The sequence below is a fragment of the Frankia casuarinae genome (assembly GCF_000013345.1).
Taxonomy (GTDB): Bacteria; Actinomycetota; Actinomycetes; order Frankiales; family Frankiaceae; genus Frankia; species Frankia casuarinae.
The window spans coordinates 3,129,154-3,146,077 of sequence record NC_007777.1 but is presented as its reverse complement, the minus strand read 5'-3'; the positions used below and the strand labels follow the sequence as shown (position 1 = coordinate 3,146,077).

At 71.7% G+C, this 16,924-nt stretch carries 15 protein-coding genes and 1 pseudogene; 8 read left to right on the top strand and 8 right to left on the bottom strand.

Going from position 1 to position 16,924, the window contains the following annotated elements; all coding sequences use genetic code 11:
* Positions 1 to 11: 11 nt before the first annotated feature.
* From FRANCCI3_RS24630 to FRANCCI3_RS13415, 5 genes and pseudogenes are all read right to left on the bottom strand, one after another.
* Positions 12 to 230, bottom strand: a pseudogene (locus tag FRANCCI3_RS24630) (cytochrome P450); the annotation flags it as partial.
* Between the two features lie 46 nt (positions 231 to 276).
* On the bottom strand, positions 277 to 1,602 hold the full coding sequence (locus tag FRANCCI3_RS13430; protein WP_011437061.1) for a cytochrome P450: 1,326 nt from the start codon (positions 1,600 to 1,602) through the stop codon (positions 277 to 279).
* 25 nt (positions 1,603 to 1,627) lie between these two features.
* Positions 1,628 to 2,377, bottom strand: coding sequence for an urease accessory protein UreG (gene ureG, locus FRANCCI3_RS13425; RefSeq protein WP_011437060.1), 750 nt, complete (start codon positions 2,375 to 2,377; stop codon positions 1,628 to 1,630).
* Positions 2,378 to 2,413: 36 nt separating this feature from the next.
* Positions 2,414 to 3,484, bottom strand: a complete 1,071-nt coding sequence (gene tsaD, locus FRANCCI3_RS13420; RefSeq protein WP_011437059.1) for a tRNA (adenosine(37)-N6)-threonylcarbamoyltransferase complex transferase subunit TsaD — start codon at positions 3,482 to 3,484, stop codon at positions 2,414 to 2,416.
* 101 nt (positions 3,485 to 3,585) lie between these two features.
* The gene (locus tag FRANCCI3_RS13415; RefSeq protein WP_011437058.1) at positions 3,586 to 4,107 is read right to left on the bottom strand and encodes a Fur family transcriptional regulator; all 522 of its coding nucleotides are present in this window, start codon (positions 4,105 to 4,107) and stop codon (positions 3,586 to 3,588) included.
* A 24-nt stretch (positions 4,108 to 4,131) separates the two neighbouring features.
* Between FRANCCI3_RS13415 and FRANCCI3_RS13410 the strand changes: the two genes are divergently transcribed.
* The 8 genes from FRANCCI3_RS13410 (at position 4,132) to FRANCCI3_RS13375 (ending at position 13,315) form a co-directional block, all read left to right on the top strand.
* Positions 4,132 to 4,824, top strand: a complete 693-nt coding sequence (locus tag FRANCCI3_RS13410; RefSeq protein WP_011437057.1) for a peptide deformylase — start codon at positions 4,132 to 4,134, stop codon at positions 4,822 to 4,824.
* A gap of 231 nt (positions 4,825 to 5,055) precedes the next feature.
* Positions 5,056 to 6,018, top strand: a complete 963-nt coding sequence (locus FRANCCI3_RS13405; protein WP_023841053.1) for an LLM class F420-dependent oxidoreductase — start codon at positions 5,056 to 5,058, stop codon at positions 6,016 to 6,018.
* Between the two features lie 77 nt (positions 6,019 to 6,095).
* Positions 6,096 to 7,850: an FAD-binding oxidoreductase gene (locus tag FRANCCI3_RS13400; protein ID WP_011437055.1), complete on the top strand. Its 1,755-nt coding sequence runs from the start codon at positions 6,096 to 6,098 to the stop codon at positions 7,848 to 7,850.
* Position 7,851: 1 nt separating this feature from the next.
* Entirely contained in the window at positions 7,852 to 8,622 is a 771-nt protein-coding gene (cobF, locus tag FRANCCI3_RS13395) for a precorrin-6A synthase (deacetylating) (RefSeq protein ID WP_011437054.1), read from the top strand.
* Between the two features lie 30 nt (positions 8,623 to 8,652).
* Entirely contained in the window at positions 8,653 to 10,239 is a 1,587-nt protein-coding gene (locus FRANCCI3_RS13390; RefSeq protein ID WP_011437053.1) for an MmgE/PrpD family protein, read from the top strand.
* The gene (gene prpB / locus FRANCCI3_RS13385; RefSeq protein WP_011437052.1) at positions 10,236 to 11,114 is read left to right on the top strand and encodes a methylisocitrate lyase; all 879 of its coding nucleotides are present in this window, start codon (positions 10,236 to 10,238) and stop codon (positions 11,112 to 11,114) included. Before FRANCCI3_RS13390 ends, prpB begins: the two co-directional genes overlap by 4 nt.
* Before the next feature lie 231 nt (positions 11,115 to 11,345).
* Complete coding sequence (locus FRANCCI3_RS13380; protein WP_011437051.1) at positions 11,346 to 12,704, top strand: M20/M25/M40 family metallo-hydrolase; 1,359 nt, start codon at positions 11,346 to 11,348, stop codon at positions 12,702 to 12,704.
* A gap of 137 nt (positions 12,705 to 12,841) precedes the next feature.
* Complete coding sequence (locus FRANCCI3_RS13375) at positions 12,842 to 13,315, top strand: hypothetical protein (RefSeq protein WP_011437050.1); 474 nt, start codon at positions 12,842 to 12,844, stop codon at positions 13,313 to 13,315.
* Here FRANCCI3_RS13375 and FRANCCI3_RS13370 read toward each other — a convergent pair.
* The 3 genes from FRANCCI3_RS13370 to FRANCCI3_RS13360 all read right to left on the bottom strand — a co-directional run bounded on the left by FRANCCI3_RS13370 (position 13,300) and on the right by FRANCCI3_RS13360 (position 16,741).
* Positions 13,300 to 13,503: a DUF5703 family protein gene (locus FRANCCI3_RS13370; protein ID WP_011437049.1), complete on the bottom strand. Its 204-nt coding sequence runs from the start codon at positions 13,501 to 13,503 to the stop codon at positions 13,300 to 13,302. The two genes, FRANCCI3_RS13375 and FRANCCI3_RS13370, sit on opposite strands and share 16 nt — an antisense overlap.
* Positions 13,504 to 13,712: 209 nt before the next feature.
* Positions 13,713 to 14,963: a hypothetical protein gene (locus tag FRANCCI3_RS13365; RefSeq protein WP_175443435.1), complete on the bottom strand. Its 1,251-nt coding sequence runs from the start codon at positions 14,961 to 14,963 to the stop codon at positions 13,713 to 13,715.
* Entirely contained in the window at positions 14,960 to 16,741 is a 1,782-nt protein-coding gene (locus FRANCCI3_RS13360; protein WP_011437047.1) for a glycosyltransferase family 39 protein, read from the bottom strand. The genes FRANCCI3_RS13365 and FRANCCI3_RS13360 overlap by 4 nt, the downstream gene beginning before the upstream one ends.
* Between the last annotated feature and the right edge of the window lie 183 nt (positions 16,742 to 16,924).

Sequence of the window (16,924 nt, the reverse complement as noted above, 5' to 3'; positions counted from 1 at the left end):
CTTACGGGACGCTACGAGACACGCACGGGCATCGATGCCCAGCCGCGGACCGTGGAGGTACGGGCTTGGACGGCGTTGTCCCAGGCGATTTCCCAGTCGAGGAAGCGGGTGAGGACCTCGTCCAGGGCCACCTTGCCCTCGATGCGGGCCAGTGCGGCGCCGAGGCAGTGGTGGATGCCGTAGCCGAAGCTCAGGTGGCGGCCGATCTCGCGGTGGATGTCGAACTCCTCTATCGAGCCGCGGCCGCACCGGTAGGTCTGCCGGTCGGTCAGGTGGTCAGGTGATCTTTTCCAGCTGGACCGGTAGCCCGTCCCGTGGAACAGGCAGCGGGAAACGGTCTAATGAGATCCGGTAGCCCGGTGCCAGGCTCCACCGGTACCGCAGCAGCATCTGGTGCAGGATCGCCTTCACCTGCTGACCGGCGAAGTGCAGACCGATGCAGGTATGTGGCCCGCCACCGAACGGTTGCCAGGCGTAGGGATGTACCTTGTCCTCGCGACGGTGGTCCGCGAACCGCTCCGGGTCGAACCGTTCCGGGCTCGGCCAGTACTCCGGCATCTGGTGGGTGAAGGCGAGCGCGAGGGCGGCCACGGTACCGGCGGGCACCGTGACGCCGAGCACGTCGATGTCTTTCACTGTGGCGCGCAGGAGGATCGGCACCGGCGTGACCAGGCGCAGCGCCTCCTTCATGACCAGAGCGAGTGACGGCAGCCGATCGAGGTCGGCATGGTCCACCGCTGGCGTGCCGAGGGCGAGCGACTCCTCGCGGCACCGCTGCTGCCACTCCGGATGCCGTGCCAAATAGTAGCTCATGCTGGTCATCGTGATCGTGGACGTGTCGTGCGCGGCCACCATCATCAGGATCATGTGGTTGACGACGTCGTCGTCGCTCAGCCTGCTGCCGTCCTCGGCCTCGGCGTGGCAGAGCCGGCTGAACATGTCGGTGCCGCTCCCGGCTCGTTTCGCGGGCACCCGCAGCCGCAGGAACTCCTCCAGGTACCGGCGCCCGGCCAAGCCACGCGACCAACGTAGCCCGGGTGCCGGCACGCGGACCACCGCGCCCGGCGCGCGGATGCAGGCGAACAGCGCGGCGTTGAACCGGTCGGCTTCCGGTCCCAGCCGTTCACCCATGAAGATCCGGGTCGCCAGTTCGAGGGTGAGCTGTTTGACCGCGGGATAAACCTGGAACCTCGCGCCCGGCCGCCACCCCGCGACGCCCCGTTCGATGGACGGGTTCATCCCGGCGAGATAGCCGCGCAGTCTGTCCGGGGCGAACGCGCCGGCGAGGATCCGACGGTGGTGGCGGTGCTCGTCGAAGTCGAGCATGCTCAATCCGCGCCGAAAGAACGGTCCGGCTATCCGTTGCTGCCCCGGGCCGTTCGCGAATGCCTGCTCATGGTTGCGCAGCGCCAAGCCGGTGGCGTCCGGGCCGAGCAGGCTCACCACCCGCAGCCCGAAGGTCCGCTCCCATGACACCGGGCCATACCGGTCGTAGCGCTGCCGCCAGTGCTGGGCAGGGTCATGCAGGTAGCGCAGGGTGTATCCCACCAGGGGCGGACCTCCGTCGCCCGGCACCGGTCCCCTGGAACCCCTCACCGCCATGAAACCCCTCACCGCCATGACGCTCTCACATCCTATTTAAAGGTTGCGACGCATTAGACGCATCGGACGCATCGTAGGAACCGCCGCGCGGGGACAGTTCGGCGAGCTGGGCCCGTACCCAGGCGGTCACGTCCGCGGCCGTGGGGTCGGCGGTGAGCGAGGTGAACACCACCGGACGGGCACCGCGGGCCGCGGTCGCGTCCCGGGCCATGACGTCGAGGTCGGCGCCCACCAGGGGGGCCAGATCGGTCTTGTTGATGACCAGCAGGTCGCTGCCGGTCACCCCCGGTCCGCCCTTGCGGGGCACCTTGTCGCCCCCGGCGACGTCGACGACGAAGATCTGCCGGTCGATTAGCCCGTAGCTGAACGTCGCGGTGAGATTGTCGCCACCGGACTCGACGAGGACCAGGTCCAGGGGGCCGGTGTCGGCCTCCAGGTCCTCGACCATGTCAAGGTTCGCGGTGATGTCGTCGCGAATCGCGGTGTGCGGGCAGCAGCCGGTCTCGACCGCGCGGATCCGCTCGGGATCGAGCACGCCGGCCCGGCGCAGGAAGTCGGCGTCCTCGGTGGTGTAGATGTCGTTCGTCACCACCCCGATGCGCAGGCTCGACGACAGGGCCCGGCACAGCGCGGCGACCAGGGCCGTCTTACCGCTGCCCACCGGGCCGCCGACCCCGATCCGCGGCGCCCGCCCGGCGCCGGCTGGCCCCGCGTCAGCTGGCCCCGTGCTGGCCCGCCCGTCAGTTCTCTGGAACTCCTCATGTCCGAGGTGCATCGTCGCGCTTCTCCCGTTCGAGGGGCCCGCCGGTGCTCACGCGGCGTGCAGGGCCGGCAGCGCGGTGCCGAGCTGGGCCCGTTCGAGGAACGCGCCCGGCATGGCGGTGAGCTCGGCGGGGGAGGGCTCGGCGCCGGCGCGGACGAGCAGGTCACCCAACGCCGCGATCATCACGCCGTTGTCCGTGCACCGCCGGCGGGCCGGTATCCGCAGCCGGATGCCGGTCTGCTCGCAGCGGCTGGCCGCCAGCGCCCGCAGCCGGCTGTTCGCCGCGACCCCGCCGACGATGAGCAGGTCACCGATCCCGTGGTCGAGGCAGGCACGGACCGCCTTGGCGGTGAGCACGTCGACGACTGCCTCCTGGAAGGATGCGATCACATCGCCGGCCGGTACGGGGGAGTCGGGATGCGACTCGACCCATCGGGCGACGGCGGTCTTCAGCCCCGAGAACGAGAAGGTGTAGGGCGCGTCCGCCCGGCCGGTCAGCGGCCGGGGGAAGGCCAGCGCCGTCGCATCGTGGCCGACCGCGGCTCGGTCGACCGCGGGACCGCCCGGATAGGGCAGGCCGAGCACCCGGGCGACCTTGTCGAAGCACTCCCCGGCCGCGTCGTCAAGCGTGTCGCCGAGGTGGGTGATCGGGTCGCGAGCGAGGTCCCCCACCCGCAGCAGCGACGTGTGCCCGCCGGAGACGATCAGGGCGATGAGGGGATCGGGTAGCGGTTCGCCGTCGACGAGGTCCGCGGCGAGGTGACCGGCGAGATGGTGCACGCCGTAGAGGGGAACATCGAGCGCCGTGGCGTACGCCTTCGCCGCGGCCACCCCGACGTGCAGGGCGGTGGCGAGGCCGGGGCCGGCGGTGACCGCGACGGCGCCGATGTCCGCCACGAACAGCCCCGCCGAGGACAGCGCCGCGCGCACGCAGGGCACCAGCGCCTGCACGTGGGCCCGGGCGGCGATCTCGGGGACCACCCCGCCGTAGCGGGCGTGCTGGTCCATGCTCGTCGACAGGGCCTCGCCCAGCAGCGTGCCGTTCCGGACGAGCCCCACCCCGGTCTCGTCGCAGGACGTCTCGATGCCCAGCACGACCGGGCCCTGCTCCGGCGGCATCCCCGCAGCCTCCTCGCGATAGTCGGTACCTGCGAGATTACGCCGGCGCGCGGTCCTCGCCGCGCCGCCGCGGACCCTCGTCATGCGGGTGCGGACCCTCGTCATGCGGGTGCGAGGTCCCCGTCCACGGACGGGGACGTCACCGAACAGGCGCGGCACCGACCGGCAAGGGCGGCGTGGTCGGGCTGCAGGGTGAACCCGACGGTGGTGGCGAGCCGACGCGCGACGTCGTCGAGCAGGTCCGCGGGCACGTCGAGGATCGTGCCGCAGGAGCGGCACCGGACGTGCAGGTGGGCGCCGCCGGTGAGGGCCGCCGCCAGGTGGTAGACGGCCGGCCCGTGGTCGGGGTGGACGTGGGTGACCAGGCCGAGGTCGCCGAGGGTCTCCACCGCGCGATAGACGGTGGTGCGGTGCATGCCCGGGACGATCGTCTCCGCCCGGGCGAAGACGTCGTCAACGGACAGGTGCTCGCTCGTGCCGGCGAGTACCTGGAGCACCGCCCGGCGGGCCGGGGTAACCCGCTCCCCGCGGGCGCGCAACGCGGCGATCCCGGCGGCGGACGGATCGCCACGCCGGCCGTCACGATCCGTCTGACTGTCCTTCACGATCCAGGTGTCCTTCACGATTCACGTGGCACAGTATCCCGCATGACCGTGCTCCCGATCCGCACCGTTGGTGATCCCGTTCTGCGCACTCCGACCACGCTGGTCACGGAGTTCGACACTGCGCTCGGTCGGCTGGTCACCGACATGATCGACACCATGTACGACGCGCCCGGGGTGGGGCTTGCCGCCCCGCAGATCGGGGTCGGGCTGCGCCTGTTCGTCTTCGACGTCGACTACGACCCGCGTGACGAGTCGGTACCACGGGTGCCGCGGGTGGTGGTGAACCCGGTGCTGGAACTCGGCCCGGACCCGGGGCGGCCCGGGGAGACCCAGCGGCCTGGCGGGATCCAGCGGTCCGGGGAGACCCAGCGGTCCGGGGAGACCCAGCGGTCCGGGGAGACCCAGCGGTCCGGGGAGACCCAGCAGCACGGCCCGGAGGGATGCCTGTCCGTCCCGGGGCTGCACTTCCCGACCACGCGGGCGCTGGCCGCGCGGGTCCGCGGGGTGGACGTTACGGGGCAGCCGGTCGAGTACGCCGGCGAGGGCCTGCTTGCGCGCTGCTTCCAGCACGAGGTCGACCATCTCGACGGGATCCTCTACGTCGACCGGCTGACCGGGGAGGCGCGCCGTGCCGCCGTCCAGGCACTGCGCGAGCCGCCGCCGACCCCGGAGCAGGCACGGGCGGCCGGCGAGTACCTGCGGTCGCTGCGCCGGTCAGCCGGGTCGGTCCGGTGACGGTTAGGGCCGATCGGGTCGGTCCGGTGACGGTCTGACGACGGTCGGGTCGCGCCGGTCGGGTCGCGCCGGGGACGGCCGCCGGTCGCCCGACGGGCTATCTTGGTATCCGCCTCGTCCTCGAGGATGCCACCGGCGAGTGCCCGTCTTCGAGGTGTCCCGTCTTCGAGGCGCCCCGTCCTCGATGTGTCCCATCCTGGAGATGCCCCGGTGAGTGGAGGAGTGGCTGCGGTGACCGAGGTCTCCGGCGGGCCGTACAAACGGCCGTTCCGGTTCAACATCCAGTGTTCCTCCCCCGCCGAGGTGAGCGCCCGGTCATGGGCCGACCTCGCCCACCGGGTCGAGGATCTCGGCTACGCGACGTTGACCGTCTCCGACCATCTCGACGAGCAGGTCGCGCCGATCGCGGCGCTGATGGCCGCGGCCGACGCGACGACGACGCTGCGGATCGGCGCGATGGTGTTCAGTAACGACTACCGCCATCCGGTGGTGCTGGCCAAGGAGGCGGCGACCCTCGACGCGCTGTCCGGCGGACGGTTCGAACTCGGCCTCGGCGCCGGCTGGATGACCTCCGACTACTCCCGAGCCGGTCTGCCGCTCGATCCGCCGGGGGTGCGCATCGGCCGGCTCGCCGAGTCCCTCGCCGTCATCAAGGGGATGTTCGCCGACGGACCGTTCACCTACAGCGGCACCCACTACCAGGTCGCCGGCCTGAACGGGACGCCGAAGCCGGTGCAGCGGCCCCACCCGCCGATCGTGATCGGTGGTGGCGGGCGCCGGCTGCTGACCCTCGCCGCCCGTGAGGCCGACATCATCGGGCTGAACATGAACATGGCCGGCGGGGTGATCGACGCCTCGCTCGGCGCCAACGCGACGACGGCGGCGACCGAGGAGAAGGTCCGCTGGATCCGGGAGGCCGCCGGCGCCCGTTGGGACGATCTCACCCTTCAGGTCCGCGTCCACCTCGTCGTCGTCACCGACAACCGCACCCAGGTCGCCGAGCAGTTGGCCGCCGGGTTCGGGCTCACCTCCGAACAGGCGCTCGCGACCCCGCACGCGCTGTGCGGGTCGGTCGACGAGATCGTCGACGACCTCGTCGAGCGCCGCGAGCGCTTCGGCCTCAGCACGATCGGGGTCTCCCTGGACGCGTTGACCGCCATGGCGCCGGTCGTCGAACGTCTCGCCGGCACCTGAGCGGTCCGCCGCCTTCCCCCCGAGCCGTCGTCCCCCCGAGCCGTCGTCCGCTGTCCGTCCCCGTCGAGGAGCCATCGTTGGTCACGCACATGAAGTGGTGGGGCTGGGGCAAGGAGAGTGTCTCCTTCAGCCCCAGTGACAAGCCCGACCTCGCGCCGTTCATCCGTACGCACATCGGGCTCGACATCACCCGCCTGCCGGCCCAGCCACCGGCCTTCGCGGACCTGACGATCGCGGACCCCGTGCTGCCGGAGCCGCTGCGCGCCGCGCTTGTCGACGCCGCCGGCGCGGAGCACGTCACCACCGACGCACAGGCGCGGGTCGTGCACGCCTACGGCAAGAGCCTGCGTGACCTCGTCCGGGTTCGTAACCACGACCTCGGCCGACTGCCCGACGTCGTCGTCTACCCGGGAGACGAGGAGGCGGTCCGGGCGGTGCTGGCCGCGGCGCTGGCCGCGGACGCGGTCGTCATCCCGTTCGGCGGCGGCACCAACATCTCCGGCAGTCTCGAGGCGCCGCGCACCGAGACCCGCCCGGTGATCTCCGTCGACCTCGGCCGGCTCGACCGGGTGCTGGAGATCGACGCCGACGCCCGCCTCGCCCGCGTACAGGCCGGTGCCCTCGGCCCGGGTCTGGAGGAGCAGCTGGCCGCGCAGGGCTGGACGCTCGGCCACTTCCCGGACAGCTTCGCCCACTCCACCCTCGGCGGCTGGATCGCCACCCGCTCGTCGGGCATGCAGTCCGACAAGTACGGCGACATCGCGGAGATTACCAGGGCGGTGCGGGTCGTGACCCCCGCCGGGGTACTCGTCACCCGGCCCGTGCCCAGCCAGTCGACCGGCCCCAGCGTGCGGGAGATGATCCTCGGCAGCGAGGGGCGGCTCGGGATCATCACCGAGGCCACGGTGCAGGTGCATCGAGTGCCCGAGCAGCGCGTGATCCTCGGCTACTTCTTCCCGACCTGGGACGCGGCACTGCTGGCCATGCGGGAGATCGCCGCGAGCGAGGCCGCGCCGACGGTCACCCGGGTCTCCGACGCCAACGAGACGCGGTTCTCCTTCGCTACCCGCAAGCGCGGCTCCCTGGCCTCAAGTCTCGTCTCGGCCGGTATGAAGCAGTACCTGCGCCGGGTCCGCAGGTACGACCTCGACCAGATGTGCCTGTCGTTCATCGGCTTCGAGGGTTCACCCGCGCACGTCAAGGCCCAGCGCAAGCTGGTCGGGGCGATCGTCGCGCGCCGGGGCGGGATCTGTGTCGGCACCGGCCCGGGGCAGCTCTACGACCAGAAGAAGTTCGACACCCCGTACATCCGGGACTTCCTGCTCGGTCAGGGCGCGATGGCCGACGTGTCGGAGACGTCGACGTCCTGGTCGCAGCTCGGCCCGCTGTACCGGGGGGTGGTCGCGCGGGCGAACAAGGCGTTCGCCGAGATCGGTGTGACCGGTTGGATCATGTGCCACCTGTCGCACTCGTACCACTCCGGGGCCTGCCTGTACTTCACGTTCGCCTATGCCTCCCCGGTGACGCTGGAGGCGATCGACGGGTACGACACGGTGAAGTCCGCGATCCAGCAGGGCTTCATCGAGCATGCCGGCACCCTGTCCCACCACCACGCGGTCGGCGTCGAGCACGCGCGCTGGCTCGCCGACGACATCTCACCAGCCGGCGTGCGCCTGCTCACGGCGCTGTTCGACGGCATCGACCCGGGCCGCAACCTCAACCCCGGCAAGATCGTCCCAGGGGTGGACGTCGCCCCGGGCCTGGCGGATTCGGCGGGCCCGGATTCGGCGGGCCCGGATTCGGTGAGCCCGGCCGGGTCCGATCCGCGCTGAGATGCGCACGATCCTCGTCATTGGCATCGGTGCCGGCGACCCCGACCAGCTGACGATCCAGGCCGTCAAGGCGCTGAATCGGGCCGACGTCTTCTTCGTCCTGGACAAGGGGGCGGCGAAGGAGGACCTGGTCCGGCTGCGGCGGGAGATCCTCGACCGGCACGTCGAGGGGAACGGCTACCGGATCGTCGAGGCCCGTGACCCGAGCCGCGACCGGTCCTCGACGGACTACACCGCCGCCGTCGAGGACTGGCATTCCCGCCGGGCCGCACTGTACGAGCGGATGATGCTCGACGAGCTGGGCGAGGATGGCTGCGGGGCGTTCCTGGTCTGGGGTGATCCGTCGCTGTACGACAGCACGCTGCGCATCATCGACCGGATCGTGGCGCGGGGCGTGGTGCGGTTCGACTACGAGGTGATCCCGGGGATCACCAGCGTGCAGGCGCTCGCCGCCCGCCACCGGCTGATCCTGAACCGGATCGGCGGCCCGGTCGAGATCACGACCGGTCGCCGGCTCGCCGCCGGATTCCCGCCGGGGGTCGACGACGTCGTCGTCATGCTCGATGCCGAGAACACCTTCCTGACCCTGCCGGCCGACGACGTCGACATCTACTGGGGCGCCTACCTCGGCACCCCGGACGAGGTCCTGCTGCACGGTCCGGTCGCCGAGGTCGGCGGGCTGATCGAGCGGACCCGCGCCGAGGCCCGCGAGCGTAAAGGCTGGATCATGGATACCTACCTGCTCCGCCGCCGTGAGGAAAGTGGCCGGTGAGAACCGTGGAGACGGCAGGGGGAATGTCCGATGAAGCTGCACGAGGTGCGCGCCCGCCGGTCCGTCGAGGCGCCGCCCCGGCGTGACCAGCTTGCCTGGAAGATCGCCGAGGTCGCCGCCGAGCGGGTGCCGGTGCCGCCGGAGGTCGTCGAGATGATCGGCAACCGAATCATCGACAACGCGGCGGTCGCCGCGGCGGCGCTGACCCGCGGCCCGGTCGTCGCGGCCCGCGACCAGGCGCTCGCCCATCCGTACACCCCGGGAGCGACGGTCGTCGGCGTCGAGCGGGCAGTACGGGTGTCGCCGGAGTGGACGGCCTGGGCGAACGGCGTCGCCGTGCGGGAACTGGACTTCCACGACACCTACCTGGCCGCGGACTACTCCCATCCGGGCGACAACATCCCCCCGGTGCTCGCCGTCGCGCAGCACACCGGCCGCGGCGGCGCCGAGCTGGTCCACGGGATCGCCACCGCGTACGGGATCCAGGTCGACCTGGTGACCGGCATCTGCCTGCACGAACACCGCATCGACCACATCGCCCACCTGGGCCCCTCCGCCGTCGCCGGGATCGGTGCCCTGCTCGGCCTGCCCCCCGAGCCGATCTACCAGGCCGTCGGCCAGGCGTTGCACACGACGACGACCACCCGTCAGGCCCGCAAGGGCGAGATCTCCACCTGGAAGGCGTACGCCCCGGCCTTCGCCGGCAAGACGGCGGTGGAGGCGGTCGACCGGGCGATGCGCGGCCAGACCTCGCCGGCGCCGATCTACGAGGGGGAGGACGGGGTCGTCGCCTGGCTGCTCGGCGGCCCGGACGCGGTGTACCGGGTGGCGCTGCCGGAACCCGGCGAGCCCCGTCGGGGCATCCTCGCCACCTATCCCAAGGAGCACTCCGCCGAGTACCAGAGCCAGGCGCTGATCGACCTGGCCCGCCGGCTGCGTACCCGGCTGCCCGGGACCGGCTCGTCTCTCGGGGCCGGCTCGTCTCTCGGGGCCGGCTCGTCCACGGCCTCCTCCGAAGCCTCCTTCGAGGTCGACGTCGCGGCGATCCGCCAGATCGTCATCCACACCAGCCATCACACGCATCACGTGATCGGCACCGGCGCCGGGGATCCGCAGAAGGCCGATCCGACCGCGAGCCGGGAGACGCTCGACCATTCGATCATGTATATCTTCGCGGTGGCGCTGCAGGACGGGACGTGGCACCACGAACGTTCCTACGCCCCCGAACGGGCCGCCCGGCCCGACACCGTCGCGCTGTGGCACCGGATCCGCACGGTGGAGGATCCGCAGTGGACCCGCCGTTACCACGCGACCGACCCGGCCGAGCGGGCCTTCGGCGGGCGGGTGGAGGTCACGCTCGTTGACGGGACGTCGATCGTGGACGAGATCGCCGTCGCCGACGCGCATCCGGCCGGGGCCCGGCCGTTCCGGCGTGCGGACTACGTCGCCAAGCTGCGTATGCTCGCCGAGGGGGTCGTGTCGGCCGCCGAACAGGACCGGTTCCTCGACCTGGTCGGCCGGCTCGACACCCTGACCCCGGCCGAGCTCGCCGGGCTGACCCTCGTCGCCGACGCGCTCGCCCTGGAAACGGGCGGGACGAGGGGGGTCTTCGCATGATGGTGCCGGCCGGCCGGCCCGTCGCGGACAAGCGGCGGATGCTGCGGGCGGGTCTCGCCTCCGGCCGCCTGCAACGCTGGCCGGGCGCGTTCGTCCCGCTGGTCGCGATGAGCATCGAACGGACCGGTTTCGACGGCGTCTACGTCTCGGGGGCGGCGCTGTCCGCGGCGCTGGGACTGCCCGACATCGGGCTGACGACGCTGACCGAGGTCGCCGCGAGTGCCGGGCAGATCGCCCGGGTCACCGACCTGCCGACCCTCGTCGACGCCGACACGGGATTCGGTGAGCCGCTGAACGTGCACCGCACGATCGGGCTGCTCGAGGACGCCGGGCTCGCCGGCTGTCACCTGGAGGACCAGGTCAACCCGAAGCGCTGCGGCCACCTGGACGACAAGGCGGTCGTCGGGCGCGACGAGATGGTGCGCCGCCTGCGCGCCGCGGTGGCGGCCCGCCGCGACGACGCCTTCGTGCTCTGCGCCCGCACCGACGCCGTCGCCGTGGAGGGGCTGACCGCGGCGATTGACCGGGCCCGTGCCTACGTTGACGCCGGCGCTGACATGATCTTCCCGGAGGCGCTCGCCGACGAGCGGTCGTTCGCGGCGTTCCGGGCCGCCGTCGACGTGCCGATCCTCGCGAACATGACCGAGTTCGGGAAGTCGCCGCTGCTCACCGCGGCGCAGCTGACGGACCTCGGGGTCAATGCCGTCATCTATCCGGTGACGACGCTGCGCGTGGCGATGGGCGCGATCATCCGGGGGCTCGCGACGCTCGCCGCCGAGGGCACCCAGGCCGACCTGGTCCCGGCGATGCAGACCCGCGCGGAGCTCTACGACCTGCTCGACTACGCCGGCTACGGCGCCGCTGACATCCTTTGACATCCTTCCGGTGGAAGGCTGCCATCCGTCGCAGGACGGGGACCAGCGTCGCCACCGCGGCCATCACACGATAGCCCGCCGGGGGCGTCCCGGACCTGTCAAGGTCGAAAGCGCTTATGGCGGTCACGCACCGCAGCCGGGGGTCGATCGCCTCAAGTTCCGCGCAGCTGTCGATGCCCCAGGAGACGGTCGCCCCGGCGGCTGCACCCCCGACGGGGCAGACTAGGCGGCATGGCGAGTGCGTCCACGACCCCCCCCGACCGCACCGGTGGCCTGCGCCTGCCGGTGACCGCCCCCTCCGCGGAGGGCGAGGTGGTCGAGCTCTGTCGGGAGATGCTCCGCTTCGAGTCGGTCAACCGCGGCAACGGCGACGGCAACGAGCGCCCGATCGCGGAGTACGTCGCGGCGAAGCTCGCGGAGGTGGGCCTTGAGCCGACCCTGCTGGAGTCGGCCCCGGGCCGCACCAGCGTGGTGACCCGGGTGGAGGGGGCGGATCCCTCGCGTGCGCCGCTGCTCGTCCACGGTCATCTCGACGTGGTGCCGGCGGATGCCAGCGAGTGGCGCCTGCCGCCGTTCGCTGGCGAGGAGGCCGACGGCTGCCTGTGGGGTCGGGGCGCGGTGGACATGAAGGACATGGACGCGATGACCCTCGCGGTCATCCGCGACATCGTCCGCACCGGCCGCAGGCCACCCCGGGACCTCGTCGTCGCCTTCGTCGCGGACGAGGAGGCCGGCGGCGTCCTCGGGGCGCGCTGGCTCGTCGAGAACCATCCCGACCTGTTTGCCGACTGCTCCGAGGCGATCAGCGAAGTCGGTGGGTTCTCCTACACCGTCTCCGACGACCTGCGCCTTTACCTCATCGAGACGGCGGAGAAGGGCATCGCCTGGATGAAGCTGACCGCTGCCGGCCGGGCCGGCCACGGTTCGATGATCAGCGATGACAACGCGGTGACGGCGCTGTGCGAGGCGGTGGCGAGGCTCGGCCGGCACACCTTCCCGCTGGTCATGACCCCGACGGTCCGGGTGTTCCTGAACTCCCTCGGGGAGGCGCTCGGCATCGAGTTCGACCTGGACGACCTGGAGGCGACCGTCGCGAAGCTCGGCCCGATCGCCCGGATGATCGGTGCCACGTTGCGTAACACCGCCAACCCGACCCAGCTCGAGGCCGGTCACAAGGTCAACGTGATCCCGGGCGAGGCCACCGCCTACGTCGATGGTCGCTATCTGCCCGGTCAGGAGGAGGAGTTCATCCGCCAGCTCGACGAGATCCTCGGGCCGGACATCCGTCGCGAATGGGTCGTCCACGACCAGGCGTTGGAGACCAGCTTCGACGGCGCGCTGGTGGAGGCGATGGCCGCGTCGCTGCGCGCCGAGGACCCGATTGCCCGGGCCGTGCCCTACATGCTCTCCGGCGGCACGGACGCGAAGTCCTTCTCCCGGCTCGGCATCCGCTGCTTCGGGTTCTCCCCGTTGCTGCTGCCGCCCGACCTGGACTTCTCCGGCATGTTCCACGGGGTGGACGAACGGGTGCCGCTCGACTCGCTGCGCTTCGGCGTCCGCGTCCTCGACCGCTTCCTGCACGCCTGCTGACCGGACCTGCCGGTACGGACCTGCCGGTACGGATCTGCTGACCTGAACCTGCCGGTACGGCTTGACGAGATGCCGCTGTCCGCGCGCGGGGCACCATCCGCGTAGGAGCCATCGTCGATGCATGACATGATGGGGGTATGGCTGGCGATCCGCTGTCCAGCATCGGCCTCGGAGCTCCGCTGGACGCGGACGCGGACCATCCCCGGGCCACCTACGCCTATCTCGTGCAGGTCAGCCGGGACGGCAGCGTATGGATCGCCGATCGGGCCGAGCCGTCCGGGGGCATCGAGGTCAGCGTGTTGTCCGCGCTGGAGGTCGCCCGGCAGGTTCTGCGTCGCCGGTTTGTGCAGCTGCGGGCCGATGACAGCGCCCATTGGAGCGATCACTGGTTCCGGGTCGACGTCTGGACGGTGGAGCGGTCCCGGAAGGCGGATACCGGCGACGCCGGAGCCGGCGCAACTGGAGCCGGCGCAACTGGAGCCGAGGTGCCGGCCGGATGGGCGTTGTCGGGACGGCATCTGCAGACCCGGGGGATCGCTCCGGACGTGGTCGAGGTGCGCACGCCCTCCCAGGTCCGCTGCCAGGTGGGCGGCTGTCAGGTGGGCAGATAGCCGGGCAGGCCGCCGGGGCGCCGACGGCGGCGCAGCACTACCCGCCGGGAGCCATCCGGGAACAGCCGTAGGCGTTCGAGCTCCCAGTGGCCGAACTCGGCGTGCATCGTGAGGATCTGGACGGCTGCCCGGCGGTCCGTACCCGGCGGCAGGTACAGCCGCTGGTACTCCAGCTCTACTCCATCCAATGCGGCCTGACCTCGTGGTTGCGAGCGGAGGATGACCGGCTGCGTGTGGTGTGGTGTGGCGTGGGATGGCGACCGATCATCGTGCGGTCCCCCTCTACGTTAACCGTATCGCCATCTTCTGGAAGGGCTTCTGGAAGCGCTCGCGAGATGATGCGGGCCCAGCGCGCCATCCACCGACGCGCGGCCGGTGGTCAGGGCACGGCCGGTGGTCAGGGCACGTAGGAGAGGGTGAAGGCCAGCGTCGCGTAGAGGGTCATCGCGGCCGTGGTGGCGGCGAGCGTGAAGGTGAAGATCTCCCGCCGGGCGGTGACGAGCGCGGCGACCAGCAGGAACGGGAACGCCCCGTAGACGTACCGCTCGGCGGAGTCCAGGTTGCTGCCGGTCAGCACGGCAGCCAGGACCAGGGCGCTCCACACCGGGTACGACACTGGCAGCCGGCGCGCCATGACCACCAGCCCCACGAGCGCCAGGAGCAGCCACGGCACGTGCAGCGCCGTGCCCAGCTCGCCGGAGAAGGCGCCCCGCGCCGCGTCCCACAGCACCGCCAGCGGGTTCGAGCTGCTGCCGTGACGTGCCGCGTCGCGCTGCAGCGTGAACGGCGCCAGCCCGTCACCGTAGGAGTGCGCCGACCACAGCAGGTAGATGCCGGCGCCGGCCACCGGGGCGAGCACGGCGAGTAGTCGACGCAGCCCGTCGCGGGCGGTGAGCGTTCCAGCCGTAGGCGTGGTGGCCGGCGTGCCAGGGCCGGGGCCGGGGCCGAGCCGGCGGACGAGCGGCCAAGGCAGCCCCCGGGCCGCCTCGAGAAGCACCGGCACCGCGAGGATCAGACCGAGGGGGCGACACAGGCCGCCGAGCAGGCCGGCCACGGCCGCCAGTTCCCAGCGCCCGCTGCGGGCACCGAGGAACACCGCCACGGCCAGCAGCCCGGCGAGTGCCTCGGCGTACCCCATGACCAGGACGAAGGCGGGTGGAGCCAGCGCGGCGAGCCAGATGAGCCGGGTGGTCGCCTCCGGGGCGAACCCCTCGAACCGGGCGAGCCCCACCAGCAGCAGCGCGAAGACCAACGCGCACACGTTGACCACGACCAGGAGCACGACGCCGACGTGGGCGTCGGCTCCCGGCAGCTTCGACAACCCCCGCACGAGCAGCGGCAGCAGGGGAAAGAACCGGCGGCTCTCGGCCCCAGCGCCGCTGTACCCGACCTCGGCAATCGTCTTGTACCACCCGGCGTCCCAACCGAGCAGGTCGGTGGTGCTCAGCTGCGCGCCCTGCTGCCCGCGGGCGTTGTCGGCGATGTACCTGGTCAGCGCCAGGGCCGCACCGACCGCCAGCCGGGCCGCGAGCCAGGCGAGCACGACCTCGCGCAGTTGCCAGCGGTCCTCCCAGCGGGTGGCCGCATGCCGGCCGCCCATGCCGCCACCTACCCGATGATCATCCGGCAGGGCCTCGGTCGCGGTCAAGAGGCCCGGAACCGCAGCAGCGCGTAGTTCTCGTAGACCTTGGCCGGCAGACCCTGCTTCATGACCTCGTCCGCGAGTGGCCGGGCCTCCTGCAGGGTGGTGCGCACCACCGTGCACAGCTCCTCGTAGGTGCGGTATGACCCGGAACCGGCGAGAAAGACGGTGTGTTCCGGACCGGCCTCGGCGAGGGCGCGCCGGGCGATCGCGACCCCGTTGGCCGATTCGTTGCGCTGCTCGTAGTCGACCCAGTCGACCCGATCCGGCGGTGCGTAGGTCGGCACGACGTACACCTTCATCCAGTTCGGCACGGTACGGGCGAGGCCCGGTCCGAGCTGGTCCGGGCAGACCAGCATCACATCACCGGGCCGGGCGGTCCGCTCGAGGACCTGCGCGGCCTCGGTGGCCTGGCTCCGCTCCCGGTGGATGTCGGAGGTCCCGGCGAGCAGACCGGTCAGGGCGGCGACGGCGACCACTCCATGGAACACCCGCCGATCGGTGATGATCGTCGCGCCGAGCCCGATGACCAGCAGGAACGGCACGAAGGCGGTGGCGGTGTACCGGTCGGCCCAGGCGTTGCCGACCACCTTGCCCGCCGTCACCGCGACGACGAGTGTGCCGGTGGCCAGCAGGAACAGGGTCCGACCCGGTTCGAGACCACGCAGATCGAGAAGGATGAACCGGCTACCCGCGGGCCGGCCGGCGATGCCGGCGGCGGCGAGACCGGTGATCAGGAACAGCAACAGGCGACCCAGGGTCGTCGGGCCGCCGGCCCACTGGCCGTAGGCGTGGGAGATCGCGGCATAGCTGGCGGGCTCGCCCCAGGGGGTGCCGGTGTGGGCAAGCTGGTCGAAGAAGTCGGGCAGCCACGGGGCGAAGACCAGCCCGCCACCGACGATGCCGAGCAGCCCGAAGACCGGCCCCCGCCGCTGCGGGGTGAGGAAACGGGTCGGTGTCCGGTGACTGTGGGGGGCGCCCCGGCCCCGGCTTCCCGGGCTTCCCGGGGCGGAACGGTATCCGGGTACACCTGTCGGGCCCGGATCGTTCGCCGAGGCGGTCATGCCGCCCGGCACACCCGCCGGGTCCGCCGCGCCCGCCCCGCGCCGGATCTGGCGCGCGACCCACCACGGACGGGCCACCAGCAGCAGGACCAGCCACGTTCCGACCGTGAGCAGCAGGTAGAGGCACCAGTAATGGGTCAGCGCCAGGCCTCCCGCGCAGAGCGCCAGGGCGATCGTCGATCTGATCGACGGTGCCCGCAGGACGCGCTCCAACGCCAGTCCACCCAACGCGGTGAGCAACACGATGAGGCTGTACATCCGGGTCTCGGTCCCGAAGTACAACGCGAACGGCGACGTGAGGTACAGCACGACGCTGACCCGCGCCGCCCGCTCGCCGACCACGCGGCGGGCGAGCAGGAACAGCGGCCACGCCGCACCGATGTTGATCAGCGCGGACAGGGAGCGGACCGCGAAGGTGCCCTCGCCGAACGCTTTGATCCAGCCGTGGAGCACCAGGTAGTACAACGGCGGTGAGCCGTCCCGTAGCAGGCCGTCCCACATCGTGAAGGCCGACCCACGCAGGGGCAGGCGGGCGATGGCGACGCTCTGCGCCTCGTCCAGCCAGAGTGCCTGGCTGGCGGTGAACCGCACGATCACCGAGACGGCGAGGAGCACTCCCATCACCGCGGTGAAGATCCGTCCCGCACGGCCGGATGCGTTCCCGACCTGGTCGACCGGCTCGGGGATCTGCTCCGCCGGCCGGACCGCGACATCCGTCACGGTCAGTCCCTTCCGTCCACATTGACCGGACTGCGACGGGCCGGCCGGTAGACGATCGGCCGGCCGGGCAGGGCCGCATCCGGTACCAGTCTCGCGTGGCGCGCCCCTACGCCTCGATGATGTTCCGGATGGGTGATGGGACGCGGCCCGTCCCATCACCCATCCGATCCGTACCCGGTAATA

Bases quoted from the DNA above. Each gene is read 5' to 3' on its own strand.
- FRANCCI3_RS13430 (WP_011437061.1), bottom strand. From the start codon at position 1,602: ATGGCGGTGAGGGGTTCCAGGGGACCGGTGCCGGGCGACGGAGGTCCG.
- ureG (WP_011437060.1), bottom strand. From the start codon at position 2,377: ATGCACCTCGGACATGAGGAGTTCCAGAGAACTGACGGGCGGGCCAGC.
- tsaD (WP_011437059.1), bottom strand. From the start codon at position 3,484: ATGCCGCCGGAGCAGGGCCCGGTCGTGCTGGGCATCGAGACGTCCTGC.
- FRANCCI3_RS13410 (WP_011437057.1), top strand. From the start codon at position 4,132: ATGACCGTGCTCCCGATCCGCACCGTTGGTGATCCCGTTCTGCGCACT.
- cobF (WP_011437054.1), top strand. From the start codon at position 7,852: ATGCGCACGATCCTCGTCATTGGCATCGGTGCCGGCGACCCCGACCAG.
- FRANCCI3_RS13390 (WP_011437053.1), top strand. From the start codon at position 8,653: ATGAAGCTGCACGAGGTGCGCGCCCGCCGGTCCGTCGAGGCGCCGCCC.
- prpB (WP_011437052.1), top strand. From the start codon at position 10,236: ATGATGGTGCCGGCCGGCCGGCCCGTCGCGGACAAGCGGCGGATGCTG.
- FRANCCI3_RS13380 (WP_011437051.1), top strand. From the start codon at position 11,346: ATGGCGAGTGCGTCCACGACCCCCCCCGACCGCACCGGTGGCCTGCGC.
- FRANCCI3_RS13375 (WP_011437050.1), top strand. From the start codon at position 12,842: ATGGCTGGCGATCCGCTGTCCAGCATCGGCCTCGGAGCTCCGCTGGAC.